The organism is Nocardia sichangensis, assembly GCF_047200615.1.
GTDB lineage: Bacteria > Actinomycetota > Actinomycetes > Mycobacteriales > Mycobacteriaceae > Nocardia > Nocardia sichangensis.
Map to the genome: position 1 here is coordinate 85,513 of NZ_JBJZOK010000023.1, position 16,040 is coordinate 101,552.

The 16,040-nt window shown below is 66.9% G+C and carries 21 protein-coding genes; 17 read left to right on the top strand and 4 right to left on the bottom strand.

What is annotated here, in order from left to right:
- Nucleotides 1–73 precede the first annotated feature (73 nt).
- The 4 genes from ACL03I_RS27635 (at nucleotide 74) to narI (ending at nucleotide 7,042) form a co-directional block, all read left to right on the top strand.
- Entirely contained in the window at nucleotides 74–3,784 is a 3,711-nt protein-coding gene (locus tag ACL03I_RS27635) for a nitrate reductase subunit alpha (protein WP_355079736.1), read from the top strand.
- 65 nt (nucleotides 3,785–3,849) lie between these two features.
- Nucleotides 3,850–5,610 (top strand): nitrate reductase subunit beta, encoded by a 1,761-nt coding sequence (narH, locus tag ACL03I_RS27640; protein WP_412807344.1) that lies wholly within the window; start codon nucleotides 3,850–3,852, stop codon nucleotides 5,608–5,610.
- Entirely contained in the window at nucleotides 5,607–6,287 is a 681-nt protein-coding gene (gene narJ / locus ACL03I_RS27645; protein ID WP_412807310.1) for a nitrate reductase molybdenum cofactor assembly chaperone, read from the top strand. The genes narH and narJ overlap by 4 nt, the downstream gene beginning before the upstream one ends.
- Nucleotides 6,284–7,042, top strand: coding sequence for a respiratory nitrate reductase subunit gamma (narI, locus tag ACL03I_RS27650; protein WP_355079740.1), 759 nt, complete (start codon nucleotides 6,284–6,286; stop codon nucleotides 7,040–7,042). Before narJ ends, narI begins: the two co-directional genes overlap by 4 nt.
- 71 nt (nucleotides 7,043–7,113) lie before the next feature.
- On the opposite strand, the gene ACL03I_RS27655 is transcribed toward narI, so the two are convergent.
- Nucleotides 7,114–7,569: a VOC family protein gene (locus tag ACL03I_RS27655; protein WP_412807311.1), complete on the bottom strand. Its 456-nt coding sequence runs from the start codon at nucleotides 7,567–7,569 to the stop codon at nucleotides 7,114–7,116.
- Nucleotides 7,570–7,979: 410 nt separating this feature from the next.
- Between ACL03I_RS27655 and ACL03I_RS27660 the strand changes: the two genes are divergently transcribed.
- The 10 genes from ACL03I_RS27660 to ACL03I_RS27705 are packed head-to-tail and all read left to right on the top strand — an operon-like array spanning nucleotide 7,980 to nucleotide 13,236.
- Nucleotides 7,980–8,615, top strand: a complete 636-nt coding sequence (locus tag ACL03I_RS27660; protein WP_412807312.1) for a hypothetical protein — start codon at nucleotides 7,980–7,982, stop codon at nucleotides 8,613–8,615.
- Nucleotides 8,616–8,621: 6 nt separating this feature from the next.
- A complete protein-coding gene (locus ACL03I_RS27665; protein WP_355079744.1) occupies nucleotides 8,622–9,824 on the top strand; it encodes an SRPBCC family protein in 1,203 nt (400 codons plus the stop codon).
- The gene (gene gvpJ, locus ACL03I_RS27670) at nucleotides 9,821–10,228 is read left to right on the top strand and encodes a gas vesicle protein GvpJ (protein ID WP_355079748.1); all 408 of its coding nucleotides are present in this window, start codon (nucleotides 9,821–9,823) and stop codon (nucleotides 10,226–10,228) included. The genes ACL03I_RS27665 and gvpJ (ACL03I_RS27670) overlap by 4 nt, the downstream gene beginning before the upstream one ends.
- A complete protein-coding gene (locus tag ACL03I_RS27675) occupies nucleotides 10,228–10,989 on the top strand; it encodes a GvpL/GvpF family gas vesicle protein (RefSeq protein WP_412807313.1) in 762 nt (253 codons plus the stop codon). The genes gvpJ (ACL03I_RS27670) and ACL03I_RS27675 overlap by 1 nt, the downstream gene beginning before the upstream one ends.
- A gap of 3 nt (nucleotides 10,990–10,992) precedes the next feature.
- Nucleotides 10,993–11,226 carry a gas vesicle protein GvpG gene (locus tag ACL03I_RS27680; RefSeq protein ID WP_355079752.1) on the top strand — a complete coding sequence of 78 codons (234 nt, stop codon included), beginning with the start codon at nucleotides 10,993–10,995 and terminating at the stop codon, nucleotides 11,224–11,226.
- A 20-nt stretch (nucleotides 11,227–11,246) separates the two neighbouring features.
- Entirely contained in the window at nucleotides 11,247–11,567 is a 321-nt protein-coding gene (gvpO, locus tag ACL03I_RS27685; RefSeq protein WP_355079754.1) for a gas vesicle protein GvpO, read from the top strand.
- On the top strand, nucleotides 11,564–11,950 hold the full coding sequence (gvpJ, locus tag ACL03I_RS27690; RefSeq protein ID WP_412807314.1) for a gas vesicle protein GvpJ: 387 nt from the start codon (nucleotides 11,564–11,566) through the stop codon (nucleotides 11,948–11,950). The genes gvpO and gvpJ (ACL03I_RS27690) overlap by 4 nt, the downstream gene beginning before the upstream one ends.
- Nucleotides 11,947–12,732: a GvpL/GvpF family gas vesicle protein gene (locus ACL03I_RS27695; protein ID WP_412807315.1), complete on the top strand. Its 786-nt coding sequence runs from the start codon at nucleotides 11,947–11,949 to the stop codon at nucleotides 12,730–12,732. The genes gvpJ (ACL03I_RS27690) and ACL03I_RS27695 overlap by 4 nt, the downstream gene beginning before the upstream one ends.
- A complete protein-coding gene (locus tag ACL03I_RS27700) occupies nucleotides 12,729–12,944 on the top strand; it encodes a gas vesicle protein (protein WP_412807316.1) in 216 nt (71 codons plus the stop codon). Before ACL03I_RS27695 ends, ACL03I_RS27700 begins: the two co-directional genes overlap by 4 nt.
- The gene (locus ACL03I_RS27705) at nucleotides 12,937–13,236 is read left to right on the top strand and encodes a gas vesicle protein K (protein WP_355079762.1); all 300 of its coding nucleotides are present in this window, start codon (nucleotides 12,937–12,939) and stop codon (nucleotides 13,234–13,236) included. The genes ACL03I_RS27700 and ACL03I_RS27705 overlap by 8 nt, the downstream gene beginning before the upstream one ends.
- A 110-nt stretch (nucleotides 13,237–13,346) precedes the next feature.
- Here ACL03I_RS27705 and ACL03I_RS27710 read toward each other — a convergent pair whose 3' ends face one another.
- The 3 genes from ACL03I_RS27710 to ACL03I_RS27720 are packed head-to-tail and all read right to left on the bottom strand — an operon-like array spanning nucleotide 13,347 to nucleotide 14,716.
- A complete protein-coding gene (locus ACL03I_RS27710; protein ID WP_412807317.1) occupies nucleotides 13,347–13,613 on the bottom strand; it encodes a DUF397 domain-containing protein in 267 nt (88 codons plus the stop codon).
- Between the two features lie 3 nt (nucleotides 13,614–13,616).
- On the bottom strand, nucleotides 13,617–13,835 hold the full coding sequence (locus ACL03I_RS27715; RefSeq protein WP_355079766.1) for a DUF397 domain-containing protein: 219 nt from the start codon (nucleotides 13,833–13,835) through the stop codon (nucleotides 13,617–13,619).
- Nucleotides 13,832–14,716 (bottom strand): helix-turn-helix domain-containing protein, encoded by an 885-nt coding sequence (locus ACL03I_RS27720; RefSeq protein WP_355079768.1) that lies wholly within the window; start codon nucleotides 14,714–14,716, stop codon nucleotides 13,832–13,834. The genes ACL03I_RS27715 and ACL03I_RS27720 overlap by 4 nt, the downstream gene beginning before the upstream one ends.
- Before the next feature lie 269 nt (nucleotides 14,717–14,985).
- On the opposite strand from ACL03I_RS27720, the gene ACL03I_RS27725 reads away from it, so the two are divergent.
- From ACL03I_RS27725 to ACL03I_RS27735, 3 genes are read left to right on the top strand one after another with little or no spacing between them, the layout of a single operon-like run.
- Nucleotides 14,986–15,477 (top strand): DNA-directed RNA polymerase subunit beta, encoded by a 492-nt coding sequence (locus ACL03I_RS27725; RefSeq protein ID WP_412807345.1) that lies wholly within the window; start codon nucleotides 14,986–14,988, stop codon nucleotides 15,475–15,477.
- Entirely contained in the window at nucleotides 15,467–15,709 is a 243-nt protein-coding gene (locus ACL03I_RS27730; protein ID WP_412807318.1) for a hypothetical protein, read from the top strand. The genes ACL03I_RS27725 and ACL03I_RS27730 overlap by 11 nt, the downstream gene beginning before the upstream one ends.
- Nucleotides 15,706–15,915 carry a hypothetical protein gene (locus tag ACL03I_RS27735; protein ID WP_355079772.1) on the top strand — a complete coding sequence of 70 codons (210 nt, stop codon included), beginning with the start codon at nucleotides 15,706–15,708 and terminating at the stop codon, nucleotides 15,913–15,915. The genes ACL03I_RS27730 and ACL03I_RS27735 overlap by 4 nt, the downstream gene beginning before the upstream one ends.
- The last annotated feature ends 125 nt before the right edge of the window (nucleotides 15,916–16,040 follow it).

Sequence of the window (16,040 nt, forward strand, 5' to 3'; positions counted from 1 at the left end):
GACGTTTGGTCAGCCGTGCGCGCCTCTTTACAGTCGGAACATCAACCCGATCGCACAGCTCGAAGGGGACGTCGTGGTTAATTCGCGTACCCAGGGTCATACACCCTCCGCCCCGGCCACCGACGCCGGGGACGCGCTCCTGCGGCTGGGGAAATATTTCCACCGGGGCGAGATATCGTCCGATCAGCGGACGCTGCACAAGGTCGGCGGTCGCAGCGCCGACGAGTTCTACCGGGATCGCTGGTCGCACGACAAGGTGGTGCGCTCCACGCACGGCGTGAACTGCACCGGGTCCTGTTCGTGGAAGATCTACGTCAAAGACGGTGTGATCACCTGGGAGTCACAGCAGACCGACTACCCCTCCGTGGGCTCGGACAAGCCGGAGTACGAGCCGCGCGGCTGCCCGCGCGGCGCGTCGTTCTCCTGGTACACCTATTCGCCCGCCCGGGTGCGCTACCCGTACGTGCGCGGCACGTTGCTGGAGCTGTACCGGGAAGCCAAGTCCCGGCTCAAGGATCCGGTGCTGGCCTGGGGCGAGATCGTCGAAGACCCCGAGAAGGCGCGCAGCTACAAGGCCGCGAGGGGCAAGGGCGGATTCGTCCGCGCCGAGTGGTGGGAGGCGGCCGAGATCGCCGCTGCCGCACACGTTTACACGATCAAGCAGTACGGCCCGGACCGGGTGGCCGGGTTCTCGCCGATCCCCGCCATGTCGATGGTCAGCCACGCCGTCGGCGCCCGCTTCATCTCGCTGCTCGGCGGCTCCATGCTGTCGTTCTACGACTGGTACGCCGACTTGCCGGTGGCATCGCCGCAGGTGTTCGGCGACCAGACCGACGTGCCGGAGTCCGCGGACTGGTTCGACGCGGGCTATCTCATCATGTGGGGCTCGAACGTGCCGGTCACCCGGACGCCGGACGCGCACTACATGACCGAGGCCCGCTACCGGGGCCAGAAGGTGGTCGTGGTCTCCCCCGACTACGCCGACAACACCAAGTTCGCCGACGAGTGGGTGCCCGCGCGTCCCGGCACCGATGCCGCGCTGGCCATGGCGATGGGCCACGTGGTGCTGAAGGAGTTCTTCGTCGAGAAGTCGACGCCGCGATTCCTCGACTACATCAAGCGCTACACCGATCTGCCGTACCTGATCACGCTGGACGAGCGCGACGGGGCCTACCTGCCCGGCAAGTTCCTCACCGCCGCCGACCTGGGCCGCACCGGCGAGGGCGTCGAGTTCCAGACGGTGCTGCTGGACGCGCAGGCGCAGCCGGTGGTGCCGAACGGGTCGCTCGGTCATCGGTTCGGCGAAGCGGGAACCGGCCGCTGGAACCTCGATCTCGGGGACGTCGATCCCCTTCTGAGTCTGTACGGCCGCACCGACGATGCTGCGGCTGTACAGATTCCCCGCTTCGACAGCGACGTTCCCGGCGTGCTCGTGCGCGGTGTGCCGACCACGACCGTCGCGGGCAAACGTGTCACCACGGTCTTCGATCTGCTGCTCGCCCAGTACGGCGTCGGCCGCGACGGACTGCCCGGCACGTGGCCGAGCGGCTACGACGACGCGACCGAGCCCTACACCCCGGCCTGGCAGGAAGCCATCACCGGCGTGCCCGCCGTGCAGGCCCAGCGCATCGCGCGGGAGTTCGCCGACAACGCCGACCGGTCCGGCGGCCGCTCGATGATCCTGATGGGCGCGGGCACCAACCATTGGTTCCACTCCGATCAGATCTACCGCGCGTTCTTCACCCTTACCCTGCTGACCGGCTGCCAGGGCGTGAACGGCGGCGGCTGGGCGCATTACGTCGGGCAGGAGAAGTGCCGCCCGGTCACCGGCTGGTCCACCCTGGCCTTCGGCCTGGACTGGCAGCGCCCGCCGCGGCAGATGCAGGGCACCGTGTTCTGGTACCTGACCAACGACCAGTGGCGCTACGACCCGTTCACCGCCGAGTCGTTCGCCTCTCCGCTCGGCACGGGCAAGTTCGCCGGGCGCACGGCCGCCGACAACATCGCGCTGGCCAGCCGGCTGGGCTGGATGCCGAGCTACCCCACCTTCGACCGCAACCCGCTCGACCTGGTCGACGAGGCCGAGGCCGCGGGCAAGACCGCGCCCGAGCACGTGGTGGACGGGTTGAAGTCCGGCGACCTGAAATTCGCCTGCGAGGACCCGGACGCGCCGGAGAACTTCCCACGCTGCCTGACCGTGTGGCGGGCGAACCTGCTCGGTTCCTCCGGCAAGGGCAACGAGTACTTCCAGCGCCACCTGCTCGGCGCCGACTCCAACCTGCAGGGCGCCGAAGCCACCGGCGTGCGGCCGCAGGAGCTGAACTGGCGGGAGACCGCCGCCACCGGCAAGCTGGACCTGCTGCTGTCGCTGGACTTCCGGATGACCAGCACCACGCTGTTCTCCGACATCGTGCTGCCCGCCGCCACCTGGTACGAGAAGCACGACCTGTCCTCCACCGACATGCACCCGTTCGTGCACGCGTTCTCCCCGGCCATCTCGCCGCCCTGGGAGGCCAAGACCGACTTCGACGCCTTCCACCGGATCGCGCGCGGCTTCTCCTGGATGGCCGAGAAGCACTTGGGCAAGCGCAAGGACATCGTCGCCGTTCCGTTGCAGCACGACTCGCCGGACGCGACGGCGCAGGCGGGCGGCCGCGTGCTGGACTGGAAAGCCGGTGAGTGCGAGCCGATTCCGGGCAAGACCATGCCGAAGCTGGTCGTGGTCGAACGCGATTACCCGAAGATCGCGGAGAAGATGGCCGCGCTCGGGCCGCTGGTCGACACGCTCGGCGTCACCACCAAGGGCGTCACCACCTATCCCGACCAGGAGGTGGAGTACCTGGCCGGGGTGAACGGCACGGTCGTGTCCGGTGTCGCGCAGGGCCGCCCGTCGCTGGCCAAGGACACGCACGCGGCCGAGGCGATCCTCGCGCTGTCGGGCACCACCAACGGCAGGCTCGCGGTGGAGGGTTTCCACGCGCTGGAACGCCGCACCGGAACGAAACTGGCCGACCTGGCCGCCGAGCACGAGGGCAAGCGGATCACCTTCGCCGACACCCAGGCGCGCCCGGTGCCGGTGATCACCTCGCCGGAGTGGTCGGGCAGCGAGACCGGCGGACGCCGGTACTCGCCGTTCACCATCAACACCGAGCGGCTCAAGCCCTGGCACACGCTCACCGGGCGGCAGCACTTCTACCTCGATCACGACTGGATGATCGAGCTCGGCGAGCAGCTGCCGATCTTCCGTCCGCCGCTGGACATGACCGCGCTGTTCCGCGAGCCCTCGATCGGCGAGGTCGGCGAGCGGGGCGTCACGGTGCGTTACCTGACGCCGCACTCGAAATGGTCGATCCACTCCGCCTACCAGGACAACCTGCACATGCTCACGCTCTCGCGCGGCGGTCAGACGATCTGGATGTCCGATCGCGACGCGGCGAAGATCGGCGTGGCCGACAACGACTGGATCGAGGCGATCAACCGCAACGGCATCGTGGTGGCTCGCGCCATCGTCAGCCACCGGATGCCGGAGGGCACGGTGTTCATGTACCACGCCCAGGATCGCGCGGTGGACGTGCCGCGTATCGAGGGCATCGGCGAGGACACCAAGGGCCGGGGCAAGCGCGGCGGCATCCACAACGCGCTCACCCGCATCATGATCAAGCCCTCGCATCTCATCGGCGGCTACGCGCAGCAGTCCTTCGCGCTGAACTACCACGGCCCCACCGGAAATCAACGCGACGAGGTGACCACGATTCGCAGGCGCTCGCAGGAAGTGGAGTACTGACATGGGCGAGCGCGGCACGCGGACACCATCCACCGACGCGAGAAGGCGGTACTGACATGCGCGTCATGGCACAGCTGGCCATGGTGATGAACCTGGACAAATGCATCGGCTGCCACACCTGCTCGGTCACCTGCAAGCAGGCGTGGACCAACCGCGGCGGCACCGAGTACGTCTGGTTCAACAACGTGGAAACCCGCCCCGGGCAAGGCTATCCGCGGCAGTACCAGGATCAGGAGAAGTGGAAGGGCGGCTGGACGCTGAACAAGCGCGGCAAGCTCACCCTGAAGTCCGGCTCCCGGCTGAAGCGGCTGCTGAACATCTTCGCCAACCCGGATCTGCCCACGGTCGAGGACTACTACGAGCCGTGGAGCTACGACTACGACAATCTGCTGTCCTCCCCGCCGGTCGACACCACGCCGGTCGCGCGGCCCAAATCGCTGATCACCGGCCAGGACACGCAGGTCACCTGGGGCGCCAACTGGGACGACGACCTCGGCTCCGGCCCCGAGCAGGTCGGCAAGGACCCGCTGCTGGCGAAGCTGTCGGAGCAGGTGAAACTGGAGTTCGAAGAGACCTTCATGTTCTACCTGCCGCGCATCTGCGAGCACTGCCTGAACCCCTCCTGCGCGGCGTCCTGCCCCTCCGGCGCGATCTACAAGCGCGCGGAGGACGGCATCGTGCTGGTGGATCAGGACAAGTGCCGCGGCTGGCGGCAGTGCGTGTCGGGCTGCCCGTACAAGAAGATCTACTTCAACCACAAGACGGGCAAGGCGGAGAAGTGCACCTTCTGCTACCCGCGCGTGGAGGTCGGTATTCCGACGGTGTGCTCGGAGACCTGCGTCGGGCGGCTGCGCTACATCGGCGTCATGCTCTACGACGCAGACGCGGTGCTCGAGGCCGCGTCGGTAACCGACGACAAGGATCTCTACCCGTCGCAGCTCGGGGTGTTCCTCAATCCCCATGACCCGCGGGTGATCGCGGAGGCGGAGCGGGCCGGGATCTCGCCGGAATGGATTCAGGCCGCCCAGGATTCGCCGGTCTACAAGCTGATCGTGGACTATCAGATCGCGCTGCCGCTGCATCCGGAGTACCGCACCATGCCGATGGTCTGGTACGTGCCGCCGCTGTCGCCCGTGGTCGACGTGCTCAGCGAGACCGGCCACGACGGCGAGAACGTGTCCAACCTGTTCGGCGCGATCGATGCGCTGCGCATTCCGGTGGAGTACCTGGCCGAGCTGTTCACCGCGGGCGAGGTCGGGCCGGTGCGCGCTTCGTTGCAGCGCCTCGCGGCGATGCGCTCGTTCATGCGGTCGGTGAACCTCGGTGAGGAGCCCGATCCCTCGATCGCGCCGTCGGTGCGGCTGGAGCCCGAGGAGATCGAGGCGATGTACCGGCTGCTGGCCATCGCCAAGTACGAGCACCGCTATGTCATCCCGAGCGGCGCGGGAGCCCGTGCGCACGAACTGGATTCGCTCGCCACCGGGTGCAGCCTGGACACCGACGGCGGTCCGGGCATGACGGCGTTCGATCAGATGGTGGAGAAGTTCCACCTCACCGACGCCAACGACGCCGCGCCGGAGCAGAAGTCGTCCCGGATCAACCTGCTGAACTGGGATGGCAAGAGCACCGAGGGCCTGGTACCGAGCGATGGCGCCGCGAACGGCAACGGGCACGCCGACGGCACGAGCAACGGGCACTCGGGTAACGGCCACGCGAACGGCGCAGGCGACGGGCTCGCAGGCAACGGGCACGGCTCGGGCAACGGCGACGGCTCGGGCAGCGTCGCGGGGGATCCGGCCTCCGCGCCGAGCGGAGCGGGGCGATGAGCCTGCTGAAGTTGCGCCGCCGCCCGGAAGCGGTGGTCGAACTCGCCCAGCGCGACCGCCAGCTGGTGTGGCGAATCGCCGCATTGCTGCTGGACTACCCCACCGAGCAAACACTGGCCATGATCGACCAATTGACCAGCGCCGCAGCCGATCTACACGACGAGGTGCGCGCACACCTGAGCGGATGCCTCGACTACCTGCGGACCACCCCGCCGCTGGAACTCGCGGCCGCCTACGTCGCGACCTTCGACATGCGCCGCCGCGCCAGCCTGCACCTGACCTTCTACGCCTACGGCGACACGCGCAAGCGCGGAATGGCGTTGCTGCGTTTCAAGCACGCCTACCGGCACGCGGGTGTCGAACTCGGGGACGAGGAACTGCCCGACCATCTGCCGGTGCTGCTGGAGTTCGCCGCCACCGTCGACCCGATCGGCGGCGAACGGCTGCTCGGCGAGCACGTTCCGGTGCTGGAGCTGCTGCGACTTTCGCTGTCGGACAACAACTCCCCCTACGCGGGAGTGCTCGCGGCGATCGGGGCGACGCTGCCGCCGCCCACCACCGCCGACCGCAGGCGCATCGCCGAACTCGCCGCCCAGGGCCCGCCCGAGGAGGAAGTCGGGCTGGAGCCCTTCGCGATGGACCCCTCCCTGTTCGACGGATCGGAAGGCCGACGATGAACGCATCCCCGCATCTGCCGGTCGCGCTGTGGCTGATCCTGCCGTACGTCGCGTTCACCTCCTTCGTGCTCGGGCACCTGTGGCGCTACCGCAACGACCAGTTCGGCTGGACCACCCGTTCCTCGCAGATCTACGAGAGCCGCCTGCTGCGGCTGGGCAGTCCGCTGTTCCACTTCGGCATGCTCGGGGTGTTCGGCGGGCACGTGCTCGGCGTGCTCATCCCGGAGTCGTGGACCTCGGCGGTCGGGATCTCCGAGCACGTCTATCACGTGGTCGCCGTAGCGGCGGGGTCGCTGGCCGGGCTGGCCGTGCTGGCCGGTGTCGGCATCCTGCTCTACCGGCGATTCACCGTTCCCGCCGTCCGCAAGGCGACCACGGGCAACGACAAGCTGATGTACGGGCTGCTGACCGCCGCACTGGTCACCGGCCTGCTCAACACCTGGGGCAGCAACCTGCTGTGGGGCACCTACAACTATCGCGAGACTGTCTCGCCCTGGTTCCGCAGCCTGTTCACGCTCACCCCGCAACCCGAGCTCATGGTGGACACCCCGTGGACCTTCCAATTGCACGGGCTGGTCGTGCTCGCCCTGATCGGGCTGTGGCCCTACACCCGGCTCGTGCACATGTTCAGTGCGCCGGTCGGCTACCTGGTGCGGCCGTACGTGGTCTACCGCAGCAAGGAATACGACGCCCCCGACAAGCGCCGCTACGCCCGCGCGTGGGACGCGCCCGTCACCCCCGAACGCTGGCGCTGACGACGCCGTCGCGCGAGACCCCGCCCGGACAACGGCGTCCCGGCGGGGTCTTCGGTGTTCGCGGCGCCTGATCAGGCGTTGTCGTAGGCGTTCTGGAGAGCCTCGACATCGAGCTTGGACATCGACCGCAAGGCGGCGCCGACGGCGATGGTCTTCGCGGGATCGTCACCGCTCATCAATTTCGGCAGCGCCGAGGGCACCACCTGCCAGGACAGGCCGTAGCGGTCCTTCAGCCAGCCGCACGGGCCGGGCTCGCCGCCGTCCGCGGTGAGCGCGTCCCACAGGCGGTCGACCTCGTCCTGGGTGTCCACGACCACTTGCAGCGATGCGGCATCGGTGTGCGGGTGGTCCGGTCCGCCGTTCATCAGCGTGACCGCCTGACCGTCCAGGTCCAGCGAGACGATGAACGCTGAGCCGTCGGAGTTGCGGGAGACCTCGACCACGCGCGAGTTCGGGATCACCGCGGCGTACAGGGCGGCGGCTTCCTCGGCGGCGTTGTCGAACCAGAGGAACGTGTTGACGGACATGATGTGCTCCTGTGTTGTGGCGTGACTTGCTGTCACCCACTGGTCGGAGCCGCTCGCTCGCCTTCGACACAGTTCGCGAAGTTTCTCGAAATTTTTTTTCCGACCTCTACCGCCGAGTGATCGCTGAAACAGGTTCGCCAGCCTGCGAGTTCCCAGCTTTCCGCAGGCAGAACCCATCGACCCATCGGGTAACCAGGCATACGCTGAAGTTTGGCCGCTGCCATGTGGTCTATCCCACTTCTGGGGACGTCAAAGTCTCGCCGCCCCGGCTCAGCAAAGCCGTGGCGGCGGAGACGAGCAAGGAGTGAGCAATGAAAGGTGGAGCAAGAATCGCGTTAGGGGTGGGCCTCGGGTACCTGCTCGGCCGCACGAAGAAAATGCGCTTCGCGATGACGCTGGCGGGAGCCGCGATGGCGAGACGATCTGCGGGAACACCCGCCGAACTGCTCGAGCGCGGCACGGAGCTGCTCAAATCGACGCCGGAGCTGACCAAGATCACCGACACCGTGCGCGACGAGTTGCTCGGCGCGGTGCGTTCGGCCGCGGTCACCGCGGCGAGCAACCGCATGGACGCGCTCAGCAACCGGTTACAGCAGGGGACGACGCTCCTGGCGGGCGAAGAACAACGCGGCTCACAGGCGGCGGATGAGGAGGACGAAGAGCAAGAGCAACAGCCTGAGGACGAGTACGAGGACGAAGAGCAAGAGGGCGAGTACGAGGACCAGGAGCAAGAGCCCGAGGACGAGTACGAGGACCAGGACGAGGACGAGGACGAGGATCGAACGCCCGAGGACGAGCACGAAGAGGAAGAACAAGAGCCCGAGGACGAGGACGATTCCGAGCGGGGCGAGGAAGAGGACGACACCGAGCGGCCTGCCGCGCGGACGCGCACTCGCCGATCGAGCACCACCGCCAAGCGCGGAGCGAGCTCGCGGACCGCCGACCGTTCGTCCGACTCCGCGGATCGTAAGCCGTCCGGGACTTCCGGCCGCCGCCGTACTCGCGCCGAGGCCGGCCAGGCCCCCGTGCGCCGCACGAGGAGGTGACCGGCGATGGCGAAGATTTTGCGTGACGCGACGGAAGGAGTCGGCAAGGTAGCCGCCGATACGGCGGGCCGGGCTGCCAAAGCCGCGACCGGGGCGGGATCATCCGCGAAGAAGGCGGGAGCCTCCGCCAAGAAGGCCGGATCTTCCGCCAAGAAGAACGCGCCGCCGCCCACGCCGACCGGCATTTTGCAGCAGTCGTTGCAGAACCTCACCGGAGCGCTGACCGAACGCGCGGTGACCGGGCTCACGAACCAGGTGTCGAAGACCGCGGGCCGATTGAACGAGTACGCCGAGGGCGGCGGCGGGGGGAACCTGCTGGCGGCGCTGACCGGCGTGCAGAAGCTCGCCGGTGGCTCTTCGCCGTTGAGCACGGCCATGAGCATGGGCAAAACCAAGCTCGGTCACTCACTGCGCGAGCAGTTCGAGAACGTGAAGGAATCGCTCACCGGCGGCAAGGGCAAGGGCGGCAGCAAGAAGATCAAGCTGACGAACATCGTCGAGCACATCGACGTCGGCGTCCCGATCCACCTGGCCTACGACCAGTGGACCCAGTTCGCGGATTTCCCGAAGTACACCAAGAAGCTCGAGCAAGTGGAACAGGTCTCCGACGAGAAGCTCAGCTGGACCGGCAAAGTGTTCTGGTCGCGGCGTACCTGGGAATCCACGATTCTCGAGCAGGTGCCGTTCGAGCGGATCGTCTGGCGTTCCAAGGGGCACAAGGGCTACATCGACGGCGCGGTCACCTTCCACGAGATAACGCCGCAGTACACCCGCATCCTCGTGGTGCTGGAGTACCACCCCAAGGGAGTCTTCGAGAAGACCGCCAACATCTGGCGCGCGGCCGGCCGCCGCTGCCGCCTGGAACTGAAGCACTTCGAGCGGCACGTGATGACCGAGTCCGTACTGCATCCCGACGACATCGTCGGCTGGCACGGCGAAATCCACGACAGCAAGGTCGTCAAGGACGACGAGACCGCGCGCCGCGAGGAAGAGGAGAAGTCCGAAGAAGATCAGGGAGAAGAGGAAACGGAACGAGAGCCGGACGAGCAGGAGCCGGACGAGGAAGAACAAGAGACCGACGAACAAGAGACGGACGAGCGAGACGAGGACGAGCAAGACGAAGATCGGCGTCCTCGCCGTCGACCCGCCGCCCGCCGCCGCAGCGCGGCGCCTCGCCGGTCGCGTGAGAAGCGAGGAGCAAACGCATGACCATCGAACCCGCAGGCGGCGGCGGGGGTGGCGGAGCGGGCACGATGGCGCGCCCGAACTCCTCCAGCCTGGCCGACGTGATCGATACGATTTTGGACAAAGGCCTGGTCATCGACGCGTTCGCGCGCGTGTCGCTGGTCGGCATCGAGCTGGTGACCATCGACGCCCGCGTCGTGGTGGCCAGTGTGGACACCTATCTGCGTTTCGCCGAGGCCGTCAACCGGCTGGAGATCTCCACCCAGCCGAAGGGACTGACCGACCTCGTCGGCGAGGGCACCCAGGGCCTGGCGAAGCACAAGACGCAGGGCGCTCTCGAGGCGGCGGGCGAGAAGGTCATGGACTTCATCGGCGACGTGCAGGACAAGCGCCAGACGGCGAACAGGCCCAAACGTAAGGAGGGCTGATGACTACCGCTGCGACATCTGTCTACGTCTACGGCATCGTGCCCGCCGACGTGGAGCCCGAGCCGCACGCCAGCGGCGTCGGCGACCCACCGGGTGAGGTATCGGTGATACGGCACGGCGAGATCGCCGCGCTGGTCAGCATGCTCGAGTCGGATCGGCCGCTGGGCACGCCCGACGACCTCACCGCGCACGCCGAACTGCTGGACGGATCGGCCGCCGTCGCTCCGGTGTTGCCGCTGCGCTTCGGCGCGGTCATGACCGACACCGAGGCGGTGGAGAACGAACTCCTCGGAGCGAACGAGGACGAATTCCGCTCCGCGCTGGAGCAACTCGAGGGCCGTGCGCAGTTCGTGGTCCGCGGCCGTTACGTCGAGAACACCATCCTCCGGGAGCTGCTCGACGAGAACGCCGAGGCCGCCCGGCTGGCCGGGGAGATCCGTGACAAACCGGAGGACGCCACCCGTAACGAGCGAATCGCGCTCGGCGAGATGATCAATCAGGCCATCGAGTCCAAGCGGGCCGAGGACACTCGCAAGGTGGTCGCCGAGCTCGAGGAGTTCGAACCGCTCGTCAACCAGCGCGAGCCCACGCATGAGGAGGAGGCCGTCCACATCGCGGTTCTGGTCGAACTGGACCGGCAGAAAGACCTGGAGGAGACGCTGCGCCGGCTCGGCGAGGACTGGGACGGCCGCGTGGAGTTGAACCTGCTCGGCCCGATGGCGGCCTACGACTTCGTCATGAAGCGCGCACCCGAGGGGTAAGGCATGTTCGGTGTGCTCACATCGATCCTGACGCTGCCCGTCGCCCCGGTCCGCGGCGTGATCTGGCTGGGCGAATTGATCCAGGACCAGGTGGATCAGAAGATGCGGGATCCCGCCGTCATGCGGCGGGAACTCGAGGAGATCGACGCGGCCGCGGCAGCCGGTCAGCTGTCCGAAGAGGAGCGCAGACAAGCGCAGCAGGCGGTCCTGGACCGCATGACCGGTCGCCGCGCGTGATCCGGAAGGAGTGACCGCGCGTGGCACGCAAGACCACTTCCGAAGACGTCGACTCGGCTTCCGACGAACCCCCTCCCAGCCCGGCGCAGGCCGCCGCCATGGCTGTGGAGAACCTGGTGGAACTGACGTCGAAAGAGGTGCAGGGGGTCACTTCGATGGAACCGACGGAGGACGGCTGGCAGGTGGAGATCGAGGTGCTCGAGGACCGCCGCATCCCGTCCTCGGCGGACATTCTCGCGCTCTACGAAGTCGAGATCGATCTCGACGGGAACCTGCTGGCCTATCGCAGAACCAGACGCTACGCCCGCGGCAGCACCGACATCGGAAGGGCTCGGTCATGACGGTGGTGCCCGGCGGATCGTCCGCGCCGCAGCCGTACGGAGGCGGGCATTCGTCGACCAACCTCGCCGACATCCTCGAGCGAGTGCTCGACAAAGGCTTGGTCATCGCGGGCGACATCCAGGTGAACCTGCTCGACATCGAACTGCTCACGATCAAGCTGCGGTTGGTGATCGCGTCCTTGGAGACGGCCAAGTCGGTGGGCATCGATTGGTGGGAGACCGATCCCTGGCTCAACAGCAAGGCCCGCACGCTGGAGCGGCAGGATCACGATCTCGAACTCGAGAATCAGAAGCTGCGCGACCGGATCGCGGAGCTGGAGGGTGCCAAGGAACAACCGCAACGCATCGAGCGTCGCCGCCAACCGAGGGAAGAGCGGTCGTGACGGAGGATCTCGGGGTCTGGCTGTACGCGGTGACGCCCGGCTGCGGCGGCGAGGAGCTGGGCGAGCTGACCGGAGTCGCGGGCGAGCCGGTGCGAACGGTGGTCGTGGACGGGCTGACGGCGATCGTCGGCTCGGTGCCGCTCGAGGTGTTCGGGGAGCAGCCGCTGCGGGCGCATCTGGAGGACCTCGATTGGCTGGAAGGGACGGCCCGTGCGCACGACGCCGTCGTATCGACCCTGGTGCGACGAGGCCCGACCGTCCCGCTGCGGCTGGCCACCGTCTTCCTCGACGACGACCGGGTGCGCGACCTGCTGACCGAGCGGCGAGCGGATTTCGCCGCCGCGCTGGAGCTGGTGAGCGGCCGCACCGAGTGGGGCGTGAAGGCCTACGGCGACCGCGCCGCCCTGACCGCCGCCGTGGCCGAGTCCCGCACCGCGAGCGAAGGCAAGGGCGCGGGAGCCGCGTATCTGGCCCGGCGCCGGGCGCAACTGTCCGCGCAGGAAACCATCGAACGCGACGCGGCCCAGCGCGCCGAGGAGATCCACAGCCGCCTGCTCCAGCACGCGGCGGCGGGGCGACGTCAGGCGCTGACCGACCCGGCACTGAGTGGCCGTCGTGATTGGTTGGTGCTCAACGGGACCTACCTCGTGGACGACGACCGCACCGACGACTTCGCCACCATCGTCACGGCGCTCGGCGACGAATTCCCTGGCATCCGCCTCGAACTCACCGGCCCGTGGCCGCCGTATTCGTTCGCGGGCGTGGAACGAGAACCGGCATGAGCCGCGCCACACGTGAGGTCGACGACGAGCGCCGGGTCTCGTTGGTCGATCTGCTGGATCGGGTGCTGGCCGGCGGCGTGGTGATCTCCGGCGACATCAAGCTCGCCATCGCGGACGTCGACCTGGTCCAGATCTCGCTGCGGGCGCTGATCTCCTCGATCAGCACCCTCTCCGGACCGCTGCACGCGCTGGAGGCACCCCGCGATGACTGAATTCGGCGGCATCCCACCGCGTATCGACACCGACCCGGAATCCGTCGAGCGCGGCCTGGTCAGCCTCGTCCTCACTTTGGTCGAGCTCCTCCGCCAGCTCATGGAACGCCAAGCACTCCGCCGCGTAGACGCGGGTGACCTCACCGACACCCAGATAGAACGCATCGGCACCACCCTCATGCTCCTCGAGCAACGCATGGAAGAACTCCGCGACCACTTCGGCCTCACCCCCGAAGACCTCAACATCGACCTGGGCCCCCTCGGCACCCTCCTGCCCCGCGACCCACCCTGAACATCAAGATCAACGGCACATGAGCGAGAGGTCTTCTCGGCAAACGCCACAGCCATGTGCCGTTGATCTTGTCCGATGACACCGGAATGATGCCGCGCGACTTCTCGGGCCTATGAGTGGATGAAGGTGCCGCCCACGACGCCAGCGGTGAAGGCGTCCCATTCGCCGGGCGTGAAGACCAACGCCGGGCCGGTCGGGTTCTTGGAGTCTCGGACGCCGACCATTCCGCCTGCCAGATGGGCGACCTCCACGCACTCCTGGCCTCCACCGCTGTGCGTGCTCTTGAACCAATTCGCGTTCGACCGGTTGACGTGCACGTTCGTACCCCCTGTTGGTACTGGATGATGGTGCGTGGAGGGGCACTCCCGCCCACGCATTGTCTACGAGCGGTCGAACTCGCCGCCCATGACGCCAGCGGTGAAGGCGTCCCAGGCGGCGGGTGTGAACACCACCGCTGGGCCGGTCGGGTTTTTGGAGTCTCGGACGCCGACCATGCCGCCTGCCAGATGGGCGACCTCTACGCAGTCCTTACCGCCAGATGTGCGAGTGCTGGTGAACCAACTCGCTCCGGATAGGTCAACGTCGTACTTGTCGGTCACGCCGAGAACTCCCTTGCCACCTGCCGGAACAGGTCTCTGCTCATCTTCTCGTCCAACGCCGCGCGGCGGATAGCTTGATGCGCCTCATGGTAGCGGTCGACATCAGTCTGTTTCTCCAGGTACATGTCGCCGGTGAAGTTCTCCAAATAGACCACCGGAGGCTCCACAGCCTCGCCTCTACTGCTGAGCCCGAAATTCAGGATGGTAAATAGGCCCAACGGGTCGCCCATCGGGATACCGGCATCGAACGGGAGTACCAGCAGTGAGACATTGGGCAACGTGCTGGTGTCCGCCAGATGTCTGGCCTGTCGAGACATGATCTTCCGATTGCCTACGACCCGGCGCAACGACGCCTCGCCCAAGACGATGTTCAGTCGCGCGGGCTGCCGTTTGCGTGTGATCAGGGCCTGTCTGCGCTGTTTGAGATGCACACGTTGCTCGATCTCGTCGGGCGTACCGGCTGGATAGACACCACGGACAAGAACCCTCGCATAGTCGGGGTGTTGCAGGAGACCTATAACGGCATCGGGCGAGTACGAAGTCAGTTGTTCCGCTGCGGACTCCAGACCCATGTACACGTCGAAGTCCTTAGGGATGAGCGTCCCGTACTCATGCCACCAACTCTTGACGTTGGCTTGCTCAGCAAGTCCAGTGATGGCCGCCGTCATCGTTTCGTCAGCGCCCAGTACGTTACAGAGTTCGCGGATGTCGACGGTCCGGACCTTCTGCGGAAGCTCCCCCTTCTCGATGCGCTGCAACGTGCTCGGACTCCGCTGGATCAACTTCGCAACCTCCGGGATCGTCATACCGGTCTGAGTGCGGAGATCACGCAGGTAGCGGCCCAACTGCCGCCGAGGAACTGTACTACCGATTTCTGACATGCCGCCGACCCCCGTTTTGAGTGCTTACCCATGCTGAACGTGCCGCGAGCCTGTACGCCGAACTGACTAACACCCAGGCGATTTGAAGAAGTCTATTTGACAAACCCAATTTGACAACACATTCCCGCATGGGCCTGGTCTCCTGTGTCCGCCGCGCCCGGCGGGGAGGGCCTTCGACCGGCTGACACTCCCCGACTTGCGCCGCAGATTCATCAACAACGTGTGGGGCGAACAACCCCGCAACAGATCTGAGGGGAGCGCAGACGGTGATGCAATCGTTCGGGGACACACCGCGTTCCAGGTGCTACTACTACCGGCGCGAGTGCGATCTACCCGCTGTGATCGACCCGCCCGAGTTGGGGCGGATCATCCTGCGTGCCGGGTACGTGTGCGGGGTGACGATGCCCACGCGTTTGGGGCAAGCAACGAAAGCCCATATGCAGAGCCGGGGCGAACTCCTCGGACCCGTTGTCGCACACCCACGTTCGGACCGCTGGACGTTCCTCATCGTGGCGGATCTGCCGGACGACGACCGGCTGTTCGCGGAGTTGTTCCGGCTGGACGTGAGCGTGGCTCGGTCCGGAGCGACGATCGCACTCCCCTCGCCCACCGCCTCTTCCGGCGCGATCCGCCAGTGGATAGTGCCGCCGCGCGGACCATATCGGCCGTCGGGACGCGTTGTGCTGGAAGCCATTCGAGCGTGGGCGGATCAGATGCCGAACCGCCATCGGGGATTCCGGGTGGTGTCCCGTGCCCGATGACGGTCTCGTGTGGCTCTTCCCCAGCGACGCCAACGGCCGACCGCATTCACTGCGGACCCGATTCGCCCACGACAACCCACACTGGCCGGTATCCAGCCGCAAGAACGCACTTCGAGCCCTAGACCTGCATCGCGACTGCGACTACCTCACCTGCTCGACCTTCGTCACCGCCGTGATCGTGAGCCGTGACGACTTCCGCTACTTCCGCGACCGCGAACCGGAGCGGCCGTGACATCCCCACGGCCCGATGAACCCGACGTCCGCCTGTCGATATTCCTGCACGGCATGCGTTTCGACTTCGTCGCTTGCCTCACCGCCGCCCTGCTGTTCGTCCACGAACACCAGACCCGCCGCTACACCGATGCGGTAACCGTAGCGATCACCGACACCAGCGGCCTACGCCGCCTACCGAACGAGCGCCTGTACCTAGAACCCTGAATCGACGGCGGCTCCTTCGATCACCAGTCGCACGCCCAACAGCTGAACGGTGCGCACCTGACAAGGCACAGGGAGCCGGGTACAGACCCCGCCGGTTCGCGACCAGGTTTCCACAGAAGCGCGGA